Here is a 16,494-nt window from a genome sequence, read left to right on the forward strand (position 1 = left end):
AGGTATTTGTATCAATTGCGAAACGTTACTATTCGCGACAAATTTACATTCTTTACAATTTACCCTTACGGTTTTTGCTGTCTCGTTCGTCACAGGGGTTTTACAGAGTCAATAAGAATCAATACCATTGCCGACTCTTTGTCCTCAGGTGTCATCCCATGCTGCTGCACATTCCCGGCGTGTTCGCGAAAGAAGAAGTGCAGCGCATCCGCGAGGCTCTGGAGCAGGCAGATTGGGCCGACGGCAAAATCACCGCCGGCTACCAGTCGGCCAAAGCCAAGCACAATCTGCAGCTGCCTGAAGGTCATCCGCTGGCCAAGGAAGTCGGCGCGGCGATGCTGGAACGGCTGTGGAAAAATCCGCTGTTCATGTCAGCCGCGTTGCCGCACAAGGTTTTCCCTCCGTTACTGAACTGTTACACGGCCGGCGGCAGTTTCGACTTCCACATCGACAACGCTGTGCGCCAACCCAAGGGCAGCATCGAACGGGTGCGCACCGATTTGTCGGCCACTCTGTTTTTCAGCGAGCCGGACGACTACGACGGCGGCGAACTGGAAATCCAGGACACCTTCGGCACCCAACGTGTGAAGTTGCCGGCCGGCGACATGGTTTTGTACCCCGGCACCAGCCTGCACAAGGTCAACGCCGTGACGCGCGGCACTCGCTACGCCTCGTTCTTCTGGACCCAAAGCCTGGTCCGTGAAGACAGTCAGCGCGCCTTGCTGTTCGAGATGGACGGGGCGATCCAGCAGCTGACCCAGGACATGCCCGATCACCCTTCGCTGATTCGCCTCACCGGCACTTATCACAACCTGTTGCGTCGCTGGGTCGAGGTATGAGTTATCAACTGCGCCGTGAGGAAATCCTCGACGGTGATCGGCTCAAAGCCATGCTCGACGAAAGCCCGGCACGTGCCGCCCAGGCGATTCTGATCGCCGCCCGCGAAGGCGTGCTGGATGCTCAGGCCTTGCTCGGGCAGATTCTGTTGGATGGCCAGGGTATCGAGAAGGATCAGCCGCTGGCCGTGCGCTGGTTTGACATCGCCGCTCAGCGTGGGCATTTGATGGCGCGCAACATGCTCGGTCGTTGTCATGAGCATGGTTGGGGTTGCGTTGCCGATGCTTCGGTCGCTGCGGGGCATTATCGCCAGGCCGCCGACGCCGGACTGGATTGGGCGATGTACAACTACGCCAACTTGTTGGCCACCGGGCGCGGGGTGATCGAGGATCAGTTGCAAGCGCTGAACCTGTATCGCCAGGCGGCCGAATTGGGCCACGCCAAGTCCATGAACCTGCTGGGGCGTTATCTGGAAGACGGGCGGGTGTGTCCGGCAGATCCGCAAGCTGCGCGTGACTGGTATCGACGTTCGGCACTCGGCGGGGATTTTCGCGGGCAGTTCAGTTATGCCTCCGTGCTGGCGGATGAAGGCAAGATCGACGAGGCGCTGGTCTGGTTACGCAAGGCCCTGGACGGTGGGAATCTGAATTTCTTGCGGGTGGCGAGTCACTCATTGTTGACTGCGGGGAATTCGCAAGTTCGCGAATTGGCCGCCGATTACGCTCAACGATGCGTCGAATTGGAGCTGGAACTCGTCCCCCTGTAGGAGCTGTCGAGTGCAACGAGGCTGCGATTTTTTGATCTTGTATTTAAAAAGCAAAGTCAAAAGATCGCAGCCTCGTTGCACTCGACAGCTCCTACAAGGGGCGGATTTCAGACACAAAAAAGCCCATGACACGTCATGGGCTTTTTCATTTCTACGAGTAGCGCTTACACGTAGAACGACTTCAGCGGCGGGAAGCCATTGAACTCAACGGCGCTGTAGCTGGTGGTATACGCACCGGTCGACAACCAGTACAAACGATCACCAATCGCCAGGTTCAGCGGCAAACCGTACTTGTAGTTTTCGTACATGATGTCGGCGCTGTCGCAGGTCGGGCCGGCGATGACCACTTCTTCCATCTCGCCTTTCTTCTCGGTCCAGATCGGGAACTTGATGGCTTCGTCCATGGTTTCGATCAGGCCGGAGAACTTGCCCACATCCGTGTACACCCATCGCTCTACCGCGGTACGGGATTTACGGGCGACCAGCACCACTTCACTGACCAGGATGCCGGCGTTGGCGATTAGCGAACGGCCCGGTTCCAGGATGATTTCCGGCAGTTCGTCACCGAAGTCTTCCTTGAGGAAACGGATGATTTCTTCAGCGTAGGTTTCCAGGCTGTTGGTGCGGGTGATGTAGTTGGCCGGGAAGCCGCCGCCCATGTTGATCAGCTTCAGGTGAATGCCGTCTTCTTCTTTCAGACGTTCGAAGATCACTTTGACCTTGGCGATCGCCGCGTCCCAGACGCTGATGTCGCGCTGTTGCGAGCCGACGTGGAACGAAATGCCGTACGGCACCAGGCCCAGGTCACGAGCGAGGATCAGCAGGTCCATGGCCATGTCGGTCTGGCAGCCGAATTTGCGCGACAGAGGCCAGTCAGCGGTGGTCGAGCCTTCGGTGAGGATGCGCACGTAGACTTTCGAACCCGGTGCAGCCTTGGCGATGTTGCGCAGGTCGGCTTCGGAGTCGGTGGCATACAGACGCACGCCCTTCTCGTAGAAGTAGCGAATGTCTTTGGATTTCTTGATGGTGTTGCCGTAGCTGATGCGATCCGGGCCGACGCCCTGGTTCATCACTTTGTCGAGCTCGTAGATCGAAGCGATGTCGAAGTTCGAACCTTTCTCTTTGAGCAGGTCGATGATTTCGACGGCCGGGTTGGCCTTGACCGCGTAGTAGACCTTGGCGAAATCGAAACCGGCGCGCAGGTCGTCATAGGCCTGGCTGATCATCGCGGTGTCGATCACCACGAATGGGGTTTCTTGTTTGTCGGCGAAGGCCTTCATTTTGTTGAAGGTATCGCGCGCGAAATAGTCTTCGACGTTGATCGACATGCTGGGAACTCCTACTGGCAAACTAGATTAATCAATGGGTGCAAATGAACGTCCTCCGTATCCCCACTTTGGTTCGCCTACTTCCCAAGGCATGTCGCCGAAAGCAAAAAGGCCACGGGAGGCGGTGCTTTCCCTTGGCCTTGCTGTCTCGTCGTCAGTACTTGAGCCGGATGGATCGTTTCCAGCATGGACGTTCGGCGCGAACTTTAGGGCGTGAGGGGCTTGAGATCAACAAAAAATGTCGCGTTTTTACACGCATCCGTCGTGCGGTCCCGGACAACTACTGATGTAACCGACCTGCATGACAGTGTGATGTTCCCTTTGCTGGGATATTTGAGGTGTATCAGGCGGGATTTGTATTGCCCCAATCGCGAGCAAGCTCGCTCCCACAGGGATTTGTGTTGCTGCACAGATTGCATGCGCATCACAGAACCCTTGTGGGAGCGAGCTTGCTCGCGATGGCGTCAGATCAGGCGGCAGCAGTCTCGGCAGGCGAAACAATGCTGGTCTTGCCCCCACGGGACTTGCCGGAGCTCAGGTACTCGGCAATTGATTCCTGTGTCACTTCACCCAGGAACACCCGCTCCGCATCCATCACCGGCAACCACGAGCGGTTGAACTCGTACATCCGCGACAACAGGATGCGCAAATGCTCGTCGTACGCCGCGGTGGCGTTGAATTCGCGCAGGTATTGCGTGCATGTGCCCGTCTGACGGTGCAGGTCGCGACGGCGCACGTAGCCCAAGGCCTTGTTCTCACCATCAGTGACCACCACATAACGACGGTCAAGTTCGTCCATCAACTCCAGGGCCTCGGCCACTGGCGTTTCCGGGCTCACCGACGGAGCGTTGTCCGCTGCATCTTCGGCTTTCACCAACAACAGACGCTTGAGGGTGCTGTCCTGGCCAACGAAGTTGCTGACAAAGTCATCCGCCGGGTGCGCCAGCAGCGTATCCGGGTGGTCGATCTGCAGCAGCTTGCCGGCGCGGAAGATCGCAATCTTGTCGCCCAGCTTGATGGCTTCGTCGATGTCGTGGCTGACCATGATCACGGTCTTGTTCAGCGCGCGTTGCATTTCGAAGAACTCGTTCTGGATCATCTCGCGGTTGATCGGGTCGACCGCGCCGAACGGCTCATCCATCAACAACAGCGGCGCATCCGCTGCCAAGGCACGAATCACGCCGATTCGTTGCTGCTGGCCACCGGACAATTCACGCGGATAGCGAGTCAGGTATTGCTTTGGCTCAAGCTTGATCATGCTCATCAACTCGCGGGCGCGGTCGTGGCATTTCTGTTTGTCCCAGCCCAGCAGGCGCGGAACGATGGTGATGTTTTCCTCGATGGTCATGTTCGGGAACAGACCGATCTGCTGGATCACATAACCGATGTTGCGGCGCAGGGTCACGGCGTCGAGGTCGGTGGTGTCTTCGCCGTTGATCAGAATCTTGCCGGAGGTCGGCTTGATCAGGCGATTGATCATCTTCAGCGTGGTGCTTTTGCCGCAGCCCGATGGCCCGAGGAACACACAGATCTCGCCTTCATTGACGGTCAGGCTTACCGAGTCCACGGCTTTCACATCTTTGCCGTTGCTTTGGAAGGTCTTGCTGAGGTTTTGAAGTTCGATCATTTCAGGAGTCCTTTTGGAGTCAGCGTGCGTTGCAGCCATTGCAGAAGCAGGTCGGCGAAGATGGCCAGGAGACTGACCAGCACGGCGCCGACGATCAGCATCGACATGTCGCTGCGGCTGATTGAAGCGAGAATAAGTACACCGAGGCCACCGGCGCCGATGGTGGCGGCGATGGTCATGACACCAATGTTCATGACCACGGCGGTGCGCACACCGGCGAGGATCACTGGCACGGCGATCGGCAGCTCGACCATGCGCAGGCGCTGGCCGAAGGTCATGCCGATGCCGCGGGCGGCTTCGCGAATGCCGGGGTCGACACCGGTCAGGGCGAGGTAGGTGTTACGCATGATCGGCAGCAGCGAGTACAAAAACACTGCGGTGATCGCTGGCATCGGGCCCAGGCCCTGACCGAATTTGGAATAGAACGGCAACAGCAGGCCGAACAGCGCAATCGACGGCACGGTCAGCAGCACCGTGGCGCTGGCCTGCAAGGGGCCGGCGAGGGTCGGGAAGCGTGTCATCAGGATGCCCAGCGGCACGCCGACCAGAATCGCCAGGGTCACGGCAATGCCGACGAGGGTGATGTGCTGCCCGGTCAGTTGCAGGACCAGCGGCCAGTCGAGATGGGAAAAGGCGTTCAGAAATTCCATGTCTTTTCCTCCTTAGTTCAATGGATGCTGGCGCAGGAAATCGGCGGCAACGGATGAAGGGCTTTCGTGATCGACATCGACCCGCGCGTTGAGCTGGCGCATGGTGACGTCGTCGAACAGTTCGGCCAGCGGCTTGAGTTCTTCAGCGAGTTTCGGGTGAGCGTCGAGGTAGGCCTGACGCACCACTGGCGCGGCGGTGTAGTCCGGGAAGTAATGCTTGTCATCTTCCAGCAGTTTCAGCTTGAAGGCGTTCAAACGACCGTCCGTGGTGTAGACCAGACCAGCAAACACCTGACCATTACGCAGGGCGGTGTAGACCAGCCCGGCGTCCATCTGGCGGATGTTTTTGCGGTTCAGGTTCATGCCGTAGAGGTTCACCATGCCGTCCAGACCGTCGGAGCGGTTGGCGAATTCGGTGTCCAGCGCCACCAGGTGATTGGTCTTCGCCTCAGCCTGCAGCACCGTGTTCAGCTCGCTGATGGTGTTGATCTGCGGGTAAGCCTTCGCGGTGTTTTCCGGCAGGGCCAGGGCGTAGGTGTTGCTGAACTTCGACGGGGTGAGCCAGATCAGGCCTTTTTTCGCGTCGAGTTCTTTCACCTTGGCGTAGGACTGAGCGCTGTCGAGCTTGTCAGTGATGTGGTTGTAAGCCACCAGCGACACGCCGGTGTATTCCCACATCAAATCCAGCTGACCACTTTCGTGGGCGCTACGGGCCAGGGTGCTGCCAAGACCGCCGGTCACCTGGGTGTCGTAACCCTTGGTGTTCAGGTACTGGGAGGTGATTTCCGCCAGCAGGGTTTGTTCGGTGAACACCCGGGCGCCGATGCGGATCACGGGTTTTTCAGCGGCTTGGGCGATTCCTGCGAACAGCAGGGCGCAGCCTAAAAATAAGCATACTTTTTTCATGAATATTCCTTTGCCGAGGCTTAAGACGGGCGTAGGCCGCGTTCGAGCCAGAGGCGGCTGGCGAGTGTCACCAGACCGTCGAGCAGCAAGGCCAGCAGGGCGGTGCAAGCCGCGCCGAGCAGCAGTTGCGGCTGATTGTTCAGGGCGATGCCAGGGAAAATCAGGCTGCCCAGACTATTGGCGCCAATCAGGAACGCCAGCGGTGCGGTACCGACGTTGATCGCCAGCGCCACGCGCACGCCACCGATGATGATCGGCACGGCGTTTGGCAGTTCGACCCGCCACAGCACCTGAGTCGGTGTCATGCCGATGCCGACGGCCGCTTCCTTGAGCGAACCCTGGACGTTTTTCAGGCCTTCATAAGTGTTGCGCACGATCGGCAACAGCGAGGCGAGGAACAGGGCGAAAATCGCGGGGCCGCTGCCGATGCCGAGGATACCCAGGGCGATGGCCAGTACGGCAAGAGGCGGCACGGTGTTGCCGATGTTGAAGATCTGCATGAAGCGTTCAGCGCGGCCCACCATGGTCGGGCGGCTGAGGAAGATGCCGGCGGGTATGCCCACAACAAGGGCGGCCAGCATGGAAGCGAGGACGAGAATCAAATGGGCTTGCAGGTAAAACAACAAATCGTCGCGGTAATGTTCGATCGTGTTGATGCCAATCCAGTGGACCAGCAGGGCCAGGAGGGCGACGACAACCGCACCTCCTATCAGCCCTTTGCCATAGCGAATAGCCACAGGCAGACTCCTTTTTCTTTGTCGGCGAACGCAGTCCCGTGGGGCATGCCATTCCTGGCTGCCGGGATTATCAACGTTCGCGAGAAGCAGCTCTTCATGCTGATAAAACCGCATGAGATCGAGCCATAAGCGCAGCCTCGTCAGGCTAACTTGCAGGTTTTTCAAACCCTGCTACGAGAGCTGTAACAGGGGAGTGGACGCCTCCACCTTTTAAAAGGTTCCATAATTAACAGCATTTAGCCACCCTTGATCGCCCTTCGGGCCCGTCAATTGCCGTTGGCGACAGGGCGAGCGGTGGTCCGTAAGGCTCGGTTTGCGCTATACTCGCCGCCCTTTTTTGAATCACCTGCCAGGCGATTTCCCATGACCAAACAGGCCGCCGAAGTCGCGAAACGCCGCACTTTCGCCATTATTTCCCACCCCGATGCCGGTAAAACCACCATCACCGAGAAGCTCTTGCTGATGGGCAAGGCGATTGCGATTGCTGGCACGGTGAAATCTCGCAAGTCTGACCGCCATGCCACCTCCGACTGGATGGAAATGGAAAAACAACGGGGTATTTCCATTACCACGTCGGTCATGCAGTTCCCGTATCGCGACCACATGATCAACTTGCTCGACACCCCGGGCCACGAAGACTTCTCCGAAGACACCTACCGCACCCTGACGGCGGTCGACTCGGCATTGATGGTTCTCGACGGCGGCAAGGGTGTAGAGCCACGGACCATCGCGCTGATGGACGTCTGCCGTCTGCGTGACACGCCGATCGTCAGCTTCATCAACAAACTCGACCGTGACATCCGCGACCCGATCGAACTGCTCGACGAAATCGAAGCGGTCCTGAAGATCAAGGCAGCGCCGATCACCTGGCCGATCGGTTGCTACCGCGATTTCAAGGGCGTTTATCACCTCGCCGACGACTACATCATCGTGTACACCGCCGGCCACGGCCACGAGCGCACCGATGTGAAAATCATCGAGAAACTCGACTCCGATGAAGCCCGCGCGCACTTGGGCGACGAGTACGATCGCTTCGTCGATCAGCTGGAACTGGTGCAGGGCGCCTGTCACGAATTCAATCAACAGGAATTCCTCGACGGCCAACTGACCCCGGTGTTCTTCGGTACTGCACTGGGCAACTTCGGTGTCGATCACGTGCTCGACGCCGTGGTCAACTGGGCGCCGAAACCGCTGGCCCGTGTCGCCAACGAGCGCACCGTGGAACCGGTTGAAGAGAAATTCGCCGGCTTCGTGTTCAAGATCCAGGCGAACATGGACCCGAAACACCGCGACCGTATCGCTTTCATGCGTATCTGCTCCGGCAAGTACGAAAAAGGCATGAAGATGCGCCACGTGCGCACCGGCAAGGACGTGCGGATCGGCGATGCGCTGACCTTCTTCTCCTCCGAGCGTGAGCAACTGGAAGAAGCGTTTGCCGGCGACATCATTGGTTTGCACAACCACGGCACCATCCAGATCGGCGACACCTTCACCGAAGGCGAAGTCCTGGGCTTCACCGGTATCCCGCACTTCGCCCCGGAACTGTTCCGTCGCGTGCGCCTGCGCGATCCGCTGAAATCCAAGCAACTGCGTCAGGGTCTGCAGCAACTGGCGGAAGAGGGCGCCACGCAGGTGTTCTTCCCTGAGCGCAGCAACGACATCATTCTCGGCGCCGTCGGTGTACTGCAGTTCGATGTGGTCGCCAGCCGTTTGAAAGAGGAATACAAGGTCGAGTGCTCTTATGAGCCGATTACCGTTTATTCCGCGCGCTGGATCGATTGCAGCGATAAGAAGAAGCTCGAAGAGTTCAGCATCAAGGCAGTGGAAAACCTCGCGATCGACGGCGGCGGTCACCTGACCTACCTAGCCCCGACGCGGGTGAACCTGGCACTGATGGAAGAGCGCTGGCCGGACGTGAAATTCCGTGCGACGCGTGAGCATCACTAAGCGTTGAGCTGAGAAACCGGAAACCCCGATTCGTGAGCCTCGGGGTTTTTTATTGACTGGTGAATCGCTGCCCTCACTGTAGAGACCGGTACATCCTTTACACATTTGACCGGGTACATCGTTTACACATTTAACAGGCTTGATACGCGTTTGGCACCGCGTTCAAGCCTGCCTAAAGGGAAAGAGCAAAGGTACAACTCCCACACGCCATCAGCCACTTCCTTCAGCGCGACGTGCTCGTCGATCAGTGCCTCGCCCAGAAAGATCAGGGCCCCTTGCCACTTGATCTCACCATTCTTGCGCACCCGCCGTACTTCGACGTCGGCCCCGTATTCGACCGCCGGCAAATAGCCTGGATAAGGTCTGAGTGACGGGCGATAGATATCCGCTGGCGTCTTCATCTCCAGCGCCGTATGAGGCCGTGCGTGATTGAAATCCTGTACGAAGTCCTCAAAGGCAAGCTGCTGACGCAGCAGGTTTTCTGCCGGCGGCCTGAGCACGGCAGCCTTTAGCGTGCGGTGCATGCGTTCATGCCGACCGTTCTGATCCGGGCGTCCTGGCTTGATTGTTTCGGGGTGGACACCATGCCTGATGAACCAGACGGACAGCCTGGAGAGGCGGGCCAAGCCTGTCGACGCAAATGGCGCGCCGTTATCGGTGCGGATCACATCAGGCATGCCGAACTCCCGGAACGCCCACTCGAAGCCCTGACGCGTAGGTTCACCGTGGGTGCTGGGAAGCGCCCGGCATTCCAGAAGATAGCGACTGGCATGGTCGGTGATGGTCAGCGGATAGCACCAGTGGCCGTCCTGGGTTCTGAATTGCCCTTTGAAATCGGCGCACCAGGTTTGATTGGGTTCGTCGGCCTGACGTAGATGCACTGGCCCATGCGGGCGGGGCTGGCGCAGCCGTCGAGGAATCACCAGACCGGCCTTTTTCAGCCACTCTCCAGCGGTGCTGGCGGCCGGCCAAGCGATCTGCGGCTGCGCATTGCGCAGGCGCTGGATCAGTTGCTTCGGCCCGCGATCCGGGTGCTCGCTTTTCTTCGCAAGCAACGTGGCAATGATTTCATCGCGGGTTTGATGCGGACAGCTCAGCGGTTTTCGCGAGCGCTCTTTCAAGCCATCTACGCCGCAGGTTGCATACCGATCAAGCCACTTATCGACCGTCGGACGGCTAACGCCATATCGTCGACTCAGTTGGCTCTTGCTGTAACTGCCGCTAAGCCAGTCATGGATTAATTTCACTCGCTGATCCATCGGGGACTCTCGATTCCAGGGCATGGTCAGTACCTCCTGACCATGATTGATACCTGTAAACCATGTCCCCGGTCTCAAACGTAAAGGATGTACCCGGTTTTTACCCACCCTAGCCCTCTCCCGGGGGGAGAGGGGACTGACCGAGGTGTTCTTCAGAACTACATCGACCTGAGAGTCCGAGCTGAACTCAAGTTCCGAAATCACTGAAGATCTGCTCCCTTTCCCCTCTCCCCCGTGGGGAGAGGGCTGGGGTGAGGGGTGGCTTTTGAGCTCGCCGAAAATTTCAGAAATAACCATTCGTCCTAACCCCTATTCAAAACCAATCTCCCCACAAACGGCATTCCGTCCATTCGTTAGCGTCCTATCTGGAGAACCTGGCTGATCGGAACTAAATTTCACTTGGCGCCAGTCAGGCACTGAAGTTTCACCTGCGAAAGGATGGAATCGGCTATGAACAGGTTGCTACGCGTTGTATTGCTATTGAAGGTGTTGGTGATGCTGTCTCTCGGCAGTGCGGCGGCCTTGGCCGAGTGTGAGGATCACGATACGCAAGCGTCGAGCGGGCAGGGTGGGCATGGCGAACTGATGATCGCCAAATCCGAATCGGAGCCCGGTGATCAGGGGCAGGGCGGCAGCGCGGACGATGACGACTCGACCACCGACGAACCGGACAGCGACGAGGCTGAAGGGGCTTAAATGACAGACAAAAGAAAACCCCTCCTCCCGGTCTGATGCGCAGCCCGGGAAGAAGAGGTTCGGTTAACTCTACAAAAGCGCGCCTCAGTGTCACAGGCGCGTTTTTTTATGCCGCGCCGTCGAGGAATTGCTCGGCGTAGTGGCAAGCCACCTGGCGGCTGTCGAGCAGGCGCAGGGCCGGCTCTTCAGTGCTGCAGCGCTCGGTCGCGTACGGGCAGCGCTTGTGGAAAGCGCAACCGGACGGCGGGTTCAGCGGGTTGGGCAACTCGCCGACGATCTTGATTTTCGGCTTGTTCGGGTCCGGGTGAATGGTCGGGGTGGCCGACAGCAGTGCTTGGGTGTACGGGTGCAGAGGACGCTCGTAGATGTCGTTCTTCGGGCCCATTTCCACCGGGCGACCGAGGTACATCACCATCACGTCATCGGCGACGTGTTGCACCACCGCCAGGTTGTGGGAGATGAACACGTAGGCAGTGTTGAACTCTTGCTGCAAATCCATGAACAGGTTCAGCACCTGAGCCTGAATCGACACGTCCAGCGCCGAGGTCGGTTCATCCGCTACCAGCACTTTAGGCTGCAACATCATCGCGCGGGCCAGGGCGATCCGCTGGCGCTGACCGCCGGAGAACATGTGCGGATAACGCTGGTAGTGCTCAGGACGCAAGCCCACCTGCTTCATCATCGCCTGCACTTTCTCGCGACGTTCGGCGGCGCTCAGATTGGTGTTGATCAGCAGCGGCTCAGCCAGTTGATCACCGACTTTCTGCCGTGGGTTCAACGATGCGTACGGGCTCTGGAACACCATCTGCACATCTTTGCGCAGTTGCTTGCGCTGGGCCTTGTCGGCACCGGTGACTTCCTGCCCGGCGATTTTCAAGGAACCGGAGGACGGCTCCTCGATCAGCGTCAAGGCACGGGCCAGGGTGGATTTGCCGCAGCCCGATTCGCCGACGACAGCGAGGGTCTTGCCGGCTTCCAGTTCGAACGACACACCGTTAAGCGCGCGAACGGTCGCATGGCCCTTGAACAGGCCACGGGACACTTCGTAGTGACGGGTCAGGTCGCGGGCGGTAAGTACGACGGCCATTACGCCACCTCCTGATTCAGCGGGTAGAAGCAGCGGGCGAGGCTGTTGCTTTTCGGGTCAAGGGTTGGACGTTGCTGACGGCAGGTGTCCTGCACGTACGGGCAACGCGGCGACAGCAGGCAACCCTGCGGACGGTCATAACGACCGGGAACGATGCCCGGCAGCGTCGCCAGACGGGTGGCGCCCAGGCTGTGTTCCGGAATCGCCTTGAGCAGCGCTTCGCTGTACGGGTGTGCCGGAATGTCAAACAGCTGAGGCACCTGACCCACTTCGACCGCTTGGCCGGCGTACATCACGCACACGCGCTGAGCGGTTTCGGCCACGACCGCGAGGTCGTGAGTGATCAGCACCAGGCCCATGTTCTGCTCTTTCTGCAGGGCCAACAGCAGGTCCATGATCTGCGCCTGAATGGTTACGTCCAGTGCAGTGGTCGGTTCGTCGGCGATCAGCAGTTTCGGTTCGCCGGCAATCGCCATGGCGATCGCAACACGCTGGCTCATACCGCCGGACAGTTGATGCGGGTAAGCATCCATACGACTGGCGGCGCCCGGGATTTCAACTTTTTCCAGCAGTTCGATGGCGCGGGCGCGGGCTTGCTTGCCGGACATTTTCAGGTGCAGGCGCAGCACTTCTTCGATCTGGAAACCGACGGTGTAGCTCGGGTTCAGCGCGGTCATCGGGTCCTGGAACACCATGGCCAGGTCTTTGCCGACAATCTGCCGACGCTGACGGTTACTCAGCTTGAGCATGTTCTTGCCATCGAAATTCAGGGCGTCGGCGGTGACGATCCCCGGATGTTCGATCAGGCCCATCAGCGCCATCATGGTCACGGACTTGCCGGAACCCGATTCGCCAACGATGGCCAGGACTTCGCCCTTGTCCACGGTAATGTCGAGACCGTCGACCACCGGAACGGCGTTCTTGTCGCCGAAGCGAACGTTGAGATTCTTGATTTCTAACAGTGACATTTGAATCTCCTCAGGCGGCGTTCTTGAGTTTCGGGTCCAGCGCATCGCGCAGGCCGTCGCCCATCAAGTTGATTGCCAGCACGCTGAGCAAAATGGTCAAACCAGGCAGACTTACCACCCACCAGGCGCGTTCGATGTAGTCGCGAGCCGAAGCCAGCATGGTGCCCCACTCAGGGGTTGGCGGTTGTACGCCAAGGCCGAGGAAGCCCAGTGCGGCGGCATCGAGAATCGCCGAGGAGAAGCTCAAGGTCGCCTGAACGATCAGCGGCGCCATGCAGTTAGGCAGCACGGTGACGAACATCAGGCGTGGCAGACCGGCACCGGCCAGGCGCGCGGCGGTAACGTAATCGCGGTTCAGTTCGCCCATCACCGCGGCGCGGGTCAGACGAACATAGGACGGCAACGAAACCACGGCGATGGCAATAATGGTGTTGATCAGGCCAGGGCCGAGGATGGCGACAATCGCCACAGCCAGCAGCAGGGACGGCAGGGCCAGCATGATGTCCATCAGACGCATGATGGTCGGGCCGAGCAAGCGCGGGAAGAACCCGGCGAACAGACCCAAAAGGATGCCCGGAATCAGCGACATCACCACCGACGACAAGCCGATCAGCAGGGACAGGCGCGAACCGTGGATCAGCCGCGACAGCAGGTCGCGACCCAGTTCATCGGTGCCGAGCAGGAACTGGAGTTGCCCACCTTCCAGCCAGGACGGCGGGGTCAGCAGGAAGTCGCGGTACTGCTCGCTCGGGTTATGCGGTGCCACCCAAGGGGCGAACAGGGCGCAGAAAATCACCAGCAGCATGAACAACAGGCCGGCGACGGCGCCTTTGTTCTTGGAGAACGCTTGCCAGAATTCTTTGTATGGAGACGGATACAGCAGGCTTTGATCGACTGCTACCGCTGGAATTGAAGTGGTCATGGTCATAATGATCTCAGCGCTGGTGACGAATGCGTGGGTTGGCAAAGCCGTAGAGGATGTCCACCACGAAGTTGACCAGAATCACCAGGCAGGCGATTAACAGGATGCCGTTTTGCACCACGGGATAGTCCCGTGCGCCAATGGCTTCGATCAGCCATTTGCCGATGCCGGGCCAGGAGAAGATGGTTTCGGTCAGGACAGCACCGGCCAGCAATGTGCCGACTTGCAGGCCAACCACGGTCAGCACCGGAATCAGCGCGTTACGCAGGCCGTGAACGAATACCACGCGCGACGGCGACAGGCCTTTGGCGCGGGCGGTACGGATGTAGTCTTCACGCAGCACTTCGAGCATCGAAGAGCGGGTCATCCGCGCGATCACCGCCAGCGGAATGGTGCCGAGCACAATGGCCGGCAGGATCAGGTGATGCAGGGCATCGAAGAACGCACCGACATCATCGGCCAGCAGCGTGTCGATAAGCATGAAGCCGGTCCGCGGCTCGATGTCATAGAGCAGGTCGATCCGCCCGGACACCGGGGTCCAGCCCAGGGACACCGAGAAGAACATGATCAGGATCAAGCCCCACCAGAAGATCGGCATCGAGTATCCCGCCAGGGAGATGCCCATCACCCCATGGTCGAACAGGGATCCTCGCTTGAGTGCCGCGATCACCCCGGCCAGAAGGCCCAGGATGCCGGCGAACAACAGGGCGGCCATGGACAGTTCCAGGGTCGCGGGGAATAGAGAAGTGAATTCGCTCCAGACACTTTCACGGGTACGCAGGGATTCGCCGAGATCGCCGTGGGCTAGTTTGCCAACGTAATCCAGGTATTGGGCATACAGGGGTTTGTTCAGCCCCAGGCGTTCCATTGCCTGAGCATGCATTTCGGGGTCGACGCGACGTTCGCCCATCATCACTTCCACGGGGTCGCCTGGAATCATGCGGATCAACGCGAAAGTCAGCAAGGTGATGCCGAAGAACGTGGGGATCAATAACCCCAATCGGCGGGCAATAAAACTAAACATCTTGTGTGGTACCTCATCAGCCGGTTAGGCGTGCCCGGCATTCCTGGGTCAGGAATGCCGGTAGTTTCTTATCTACTTCACCTGGGTGGTGGCGAAGTTATTAGTGGTGAGCGGGCTAATGTGATAGCCCTCTACGTTGTTGCGCATTGCAGTGAACATACGGGTGTGCGCCATGCTGATCCAAGGTTGGTCCTGGTTAAAGACTTCTTGGGCTTGCTCATAGAGCGCTGCGCGTTCGGCCGGGTTCACTTTAGCCCTGGCTTCATCAATCAGCGCCTGGAACTTCTCGTTGCACCAACGTGCGTAGTTTTCGCCGTTTTTGGCGGCCTCGCAACTGAGCATAGGCGTCAGGAAGTTATCCGGGTCGCCGTTATCGCCCGCCCATCCGGCAGACACCATGTCGTGCTCGCCGTTTTTCGCGCGTTTGAGCATTTCGCCCCATTCCATGACGCGAATATCGACCTTGATCCCGACCTTGGCCAGGTCAGCCTGCATCATCTGCGCGCCGAGCATCGGGTTCGGGTTGGTTGGACCGCCGCCGTTCCGGGTGAACAGGGTGAACGTGGTGCCATCCGGCACGCCGGCTTCCTTGAGCAAGGCGCGAGCCTTGTCCAGATCACGCGGCGGATTCTTCAGGTCGTGGTTGTAGCCCAGCAGGGTGTCCGGGTACGGATTGACCGCCACGGTCGCATTGCCTTTGCCGAACAGCGCGTTGACGTATGCGGCCTTGTCGAAGGCGATATCGATGGCTTTACGTACACGCACATCGCTCATGTACTTGTGCGAGGTGTTCATGGCGATGTACGAGACGGTCATCGCGTTCAGTTCATCGACACTCAGTTTGGCGTCTTTCTTGATGCTCGGGATGTCATCCGGTTTCGGATACAGCGCAATCTGGCACTCGTTGGCTTTCAGTTTTTGCAGACGCACGTTGTTGTCTGTGGCGATGGCCAGGATCAGCGAATCAGCCGGTGGCTTGCCACGGAAGTAATCCGGGTTGGCCTTGAAGCGGACTTGAGCGTCCTTGTTGTAACGCTGGAATACGAACGGGCCGGTGCCGACAGGCTTGTTGTTCAGGTCGCCGGTCTTGTTGGCCTTGAGCAACTGGTCGGCATACTCGGCGGAGTAGACCGAGGAGAAGGCCATGGCGATGTCGGCCAGGAACGGCGCTTCGCGGCGGGTCAGGGTGAAGGTGACCGTGTTGTCGTCGATCTTCTCGACACTTTTGAGCAGTTCCTTGAAGCCCATGCTTTCAAAGTACGGGAAGCCTACGCTCGACAGTTTGTGCCACGGGTGATTCGGGTCCAGCTGACGCTGGAAGCTCCAGACCACGTCGTCGGCGTCCATGTCGCGGGTCGGCTTGAAGTATTCGGTGGTGTGGAACTTGACGCCTTTGCGCAGGTGGAACGTGTAGGTCAGACCGTCCTCACTGATGTCCCAGGAATCGGCCAGTGCCGGAATCACTTCAGTGGTGCCGGGCTTGAAGTCCGCCAGACGATTGAAGATGGTTTCGGCCACCGCATCGGCGGTGACTGCAGTCGTGTACTGGACCATATCGAAGCCTTCCGGACTGGCTTCGGTGCAGACCACCAGGGGTTTGGCCGAGACGCCAACAGCGACACTCAGCAACGCGGCGGCGATGGCCGCACGTAGGGGAAGCATTTTCATCAAAGAACCCTCTGCAATCGGTTGAACTGAAGAAAACCAAACGGCCGACTCGTCATGAGTCAGCCGCAGGCG

General features: G+C 58.9%; 15 protein-coding genes. 4 read left to right on the forward strand and 11 right to left on the reverse strand.

Annotated elements, in window-relative coordinates; all coding sequences use genetic code 11:
* Positions 1–158: 158 nt before the first annotated feature.
* Positions 159–839: a Fe2+-dependent dioxygenase gene (locus tag ACA079_RS03850; RefSeq protein ID WP_008148973.1), complete on the forward strand. Its 681-nt coding sequence runs from the start codon at positions 159–161 to the stop codon at positions 837–839.
* Entirely contained in the window at positions 836–1,603 is a 768-nt protein-coding gene (locus ACA079_RS03855) for a tetratricopeptide repeat protein (RefSeq protein ID WP_497702638.1), read from the forward strand. The genes ACA079_RS03850 and ACA079_RS03855 overlap by 4 nt, the downstream gene beginning before the upstream one ends.
* A gap of 164 nt (positions 1,604–1,767) precedes the next feature.
* Here the strand turns inward: ACA079_RS03855 and ACA079_RS03860 are convergent, their stop codons facing one another.
* The 5 genes from ACA079_RS03860 to ACA079_RS03880 all read right to left on the reverse strand — a co-directional run bounded on the left by ACA079_RS03860 (position 1,768) and on the right by ACA079_RS03880 (position 6,851).
* The gene (locus ACA079_RS03860; protein WP_059403206.1) at positions 1,768–2,931 is read right to left on the reverse strand and encodes a type III PLP-dependent enzyme; all 1,164 of its coding nucleotides are present in this window, start codon (positions 2,929–2,931) and stop codon (positions 1,768–1,770) included.
* A 469-nt stretch (positions 2,932–3,400) separates the two neighbouring features.
* On the reverse strand, positions 3,401–4,558 hold the full coding sequence (locus ACA079_RS03865; protein WP_497702639.1) for an osmoprotectant ABC transporter ATP-binding protein OsmV: 1,158 nt from the start codon (positions 4,556–4,558) through the stop codon (positions 3,401–3,403).
* Positions 4,555–5,208, reverse strand: a complete 654-nt coding sequence (locus tag ACA079_RS03870; RefSeq protein WP_008148960.1) for an ABC transporter permease — start codon at positions 5,206–5,208, stop codon at positions 4,555–4,557. The genes ACA079_RS03865 and ACA079_RS03870 overlap by 4 nt, the downstream gene beginning before the upstream one ends.
* Positions 5,209–5,220: 12 nt before the next feature.
* Positions 5,221–6,114 (reverse strand): glycine betaine ABC transporter substrate-binding protein, encoded by an 894-nt coding sequence (locus ACA079_RS03875; protein ID WP_497702640.1) that lies wholly within the window; start codon positions 6,112–6,114, stop codon positions 5,221–5,223.
* A gap of 20 nt (positions 6,115–6,134) precedes the next feature.
* Positions 6,135–6,851: an ABC transporter permease gene (locus ACA079_RS03880; RefSeq protein ID WP_008148956.1), complete on the reverse strand. Its 717-nt coding sequence runs from the start codon at positions 6,849–6,851 to the stop codon at positions 6,135–6,137.
* Between the two features lie 363 nt (positions 6,852–7,214).
* Between ACA079_RS03880 and ACA079_RS03885 the strand changes: the two genes are divergently transcribed.
* On the forward strand, positions 7,215–8,798 hold the full coding sequence (locus ACA079_RS03885) for a peptide chain release factor 3 (protein WP_033058078.1): 1,584 nt from the start codon (positions 7,215–7,217) through the stop codon (positions 8,796–8,798).
* A gap of 122 nt (positions 8,799–8,920) precedes the next feature.
* Here the strand turns inward: ACA079_RS03885 and ACA079_RS03890 are convergent, their stop codons facing one another.
* Positions 8,921–10,081 (reverse strand): integrase core domain-containing protein, encoded by a 1,161-nt coding sequence (locus ACA079_RS03890; RefSeq protein WP_497701752.1) that lies wholly within the window; start codon positions 10,079–10,081, stop codon positions 8,921–8,923.
* 426 nt (positions 10,082–10,507) lie between these two features.
* On the opposite strand from ACA079_RS03890, the gene ACA079_RS03895 reads away from it, so the two are divergent.
* On the forward strand, positions 10,508–10,753 hold the full coding sequence (locus ACA079_RS03895) for a hypothetical protein (protein ID WP_497702641.1): 246 nt from the start codon (positions 10,508–10,510) through the stop codon (positions 10,751–10,753).
* A gap of 106 nt (positions 10,754–10,859) precedes the next feature.
* Here ACA079_RS03895 and ACA079_RS03900 read toward each other — a convergent pair whose 3' ends face one another.
* From ACA079_RS03900 to ACA079_RS03920, 5 genes are all read right to left on the reverse strand, one after another.
* A complete protein-coding gene (locus ACA079_RS03900) occupies positions 10,860–11,840 on the reverse strand; it encodes a peptide ABC transporter ATP-binding protein (protein WP_140681593.1) in 981 nt (326 codons plus the stop codon).
* Entirely contained in the window at positions 11,840–12,808 is a 969-nt protein-coding gene (locus ACA079_RS03905) for an ABC transporter ATP-binding protein (protein WP_129438545.1), read from the reverse strand. Before ACA079_RS03905 ends, ACA079_RS03900 begins: the two co-directional genes overlap by 1 nt.
* A 10-nt stretch (positions 12,809–12,818) precedes the next feature.
* On the reverse strand, positions 12,819–13,730 hold the full coding sequence (locus ACA079_RS03910; protein ID WP_033058231.1) for an ABC transporter permease subunit: 912 nt from the start codon (positions 13,728–13,730) through the stop codon (positions 12,819–12,821).
* A gap of 13 nt (positions 13,731–13,743) precedes the next feature.
* Entirely contained in the window at positions 13,744–14,754 is a 1,011-nt protein-coding gene (locus tag ACA079_RS03915) for an ABC transporter permease subunit (protein WP_027924494.1), read from the reverse strand.
* A 72-nt stretch (positions 14,755–14,826) separates the two neighbouring features.
* On the reverse strand, positions 14,827–16,422 hold the full coding sequence (locus tag ACA079_RS03920) for an ABC transporter substrate-binding protein (protein WP_497702642.1): 1,596 nt from the start codon (positions 16,420–16,422) through the stop codon (positions 14,827–14,829).
* Positions 16,423–16,494 lie beyond the last annotated feature (72 nt).

Source organism: Pseudomonas sp. LBUM1645, assembly GCF_059716185.1.